Origin of the sequence: Paraburkholderia sp. LEh10, assembly GCF_017814945.1 — a bacterium.
Taxonomy (GTDB): Bacteria; Pseudomonadota; Gammaproteobacteria; order Burkholderiales; family Burkholderiaceae; genus Paraburkholderia.
On sequence record NZ_JAGIPX010000182.1, the window covers coordinates 1 to 2,234 of the forward strand.

Annotated in this window: 2 protein-coding genes and 1 pseudogene; 1 reads left to right on the forward strand and 2 read right to left on the reverse strand. The window is 59.7% G+C overall.

Annotated elements, in window-relative coordinates; all coding sequences use genetic code 11:
• The first annotated feature begins 105 nt into the window (after window positions 1–105).
• Window positions 106–408: a hypothetical protein gene (locus J8I87_RS43740; protein WP_209938853.1), complete on the forward strand. Its 303-nt coding sequence runs from the start codon at window positions 106–108 to the stop codon at window positions 406–408.
• A gap of 50 nt (window positions 409–458) precedes the next feature.
• On the opposite strand, the gene J8I87_RS43745 is transcribed toward J8I87_RS43740, so the two are convergent.
• Together J8I87_RS43745 and J8I87_RS45575 are read right to left on the reverse strand one after the other, a co-directional pair.
• Entirely contained in the window at window positions 459–794 is a 336-nt protein-coding gene (locus J8I87_RS43745) for a DUF2489 domain-containing protein (protein WP_209938854.1), read from the reverse strand.
• Window positions 795–806: 12 nt separating this feature from the next.
• Window positions 807–2,234 (reverse strand): annotated as a pseudogene (locus tag J8I87_RS45575) (hypothetical protein); the annotation flags it as partial.

The following is a 2,234-nucleotide window of genomic DNA, read 5'->3' on the forward strand; positions in this document are numbered from 1 at the left end:
GCTGCCGACCGTGACCGTCAGGCCGCTCGTCCCGAGGCCCGTGCGCCTCTCCTGGTAGCTGCCGGACGACTGCATGGCGTCCTGTGACGTGGCGATGTTCACGTCATGCGCGGCATCCCCAAACCCATACGGCCGCTGACCACAACCAACTCATTACGGGAGTTGACCATGGCTAATGCCAATCTTAAACCACGTTCACCGCGCCAGCGAACGCATGCATGCGTCACACTGCGCGATTCGCCCGATTACGGTCCGGCGCAACACGACGGCCCATCGGGGCCATTCCTGCCCTGGATGCAGATCGCCGATGTCTGGCTCAGGCAGGCCGGCTTCACACCCGGCCAGCGCATGCGCATCGCTTTCAATTGCCGCAATGCGTCCCTCACCATCTCGCCTGACTTCGGGTAGGTGCATCACAAACAGCAAACCCGGCAAGTTCCGGGTTTGCTGTTTGGTCTTTACGTCTTTGTGTTATTGAATCGCTCTATCAGATGTCGGCATGCTTGCGGCGCAAAGGATCTAGCCCACTCTTCAGATTGCTTGAATTCTGGCTCAAGACGAGCAAGTACCTCCGGTGGCCACAGATACCTCTGTTCTTCTAGTGGAAGATGATCAGTTTCCGATCGAATAACTACGAACACATCAAAGTCGGCATCGCGATCAGCAATTCCGCTTAATTGGCTCCGAATAGCAAGTACCTGTGCGGCTCCCTCAAGATAGGGCAACTCGCCATCAAGCATGGCTTGCGCAACAGTCACCAAACCGTGACGCGCCAGTATCTCTTGTTCAGTCATTTTCAGAAAAACTTATTTCAAGGGAATCGACTTCGGTTCTACGACTTGACCAGTCACGTTGTTGCGATAGGCATGGATTTCAAATTGCGATCCATCAGCAGCCGTGTAGCTTGATGTACTAACCTTACTCCAATCGCTTGGCTGGCCACCATATTCAGACACCAAGCGGGGCGCATCACGCAAAGGAACATTTGTCCCACCGCCCGCGATATTAATGCCTTTACCCGCCGCCAGATCCGAGAGTTGCTGCTCGCTTGCTAACGATTTATTAAGGTTCAAGCCATTGCCCGCATTGGCCGTACCTCCTGACGTTACCACCTTTCCAGCCGCTGCTGCCTCAGCTTCAGCCTCAGCCGTCGCCCCCTTGCCAACGCCCCTGGTTGCAAGCGTGGCCGTAAAGAACTCCACGCCCGGCCCGATCTGATCTCCCGGTGTGTAGGGCAGCTTCAGTCCATTCGCCGAGATATATCCCGGATCACCAGGCGAAGCAAACGGCCCGCCATTCGGGATATTGGCAACCATCTCGCCAAGGCTGACCAGACCATTCCACGCACCAGCCGTTGCGTTCTTGACAGTATCTACAGCTGAATTCGCCGTACTGCCCTTACCATCGCCATTGCCAGTGGATCGGTTGTACAGGTCCGCATTGCCCGCCGCAAATGCGCCCGTCGTGCCGCCGATCAGGAACCCGCCCGCACCCGCCACAACGTTAGCCAGCACGTTTCCGGCCATCTGTGCGACGTCACCACCACCCACTTGATCACGCGCGCCATTCGCCAGCCGGTTCAGATCGCCGGCGGCCCACGCCGCAAGCCCCGAACCGGCCGCCCCCTGCACCGCGCTTCCAACACTTCCTCCACCCAGTCCGGCTACGAGTGCGCCTCCTGCAACGTGAAGAGCGATTCTATTGGTTCCGCCCTCACCCCATGAATCCGCCTGCGCCTGGTACTGCGCAGCAAGGTCGGAATTACCTGCCGCCTTTGCTGCGTCGGCCTGCCCCTGTGCCGCCTTCTGCTTCGCATCCGCATACGCGCCAATCCCCTGCGCCACCACCTGCCCCGCCGCCTGTGCGGCCTGCATCGTGTCGGCCTGCTGGTTCAGGATATTGTTCACGTCCGGCGTCTTCCCGACCGTGCCGTTCGTGTTCACCGTGTCACGGCTCAGGCTCGCCAAGTCCTGCGTCTGTGCGGCCCGGTTGGTGATGTTGATGGTGCCCGCGCTCACGGCGCTGCGCGTGGTCCCGCTCTGGTCGCCGCTTTCGTTCTGCGTCATCATCGGAATCACGCCGCCCGAGCCGCTCACCGAACCCGGCCCCGTCGCCTTGCCCGTATTACCGACTCCCACCCCCGCGCTGATCCCCGCACTGTTCGCGCTGTAATGCGAGTGGTTTTCGATGTCGCTGTACGTCAGTGTGCCGGTCGACAGGCTGTTCTTCGACGA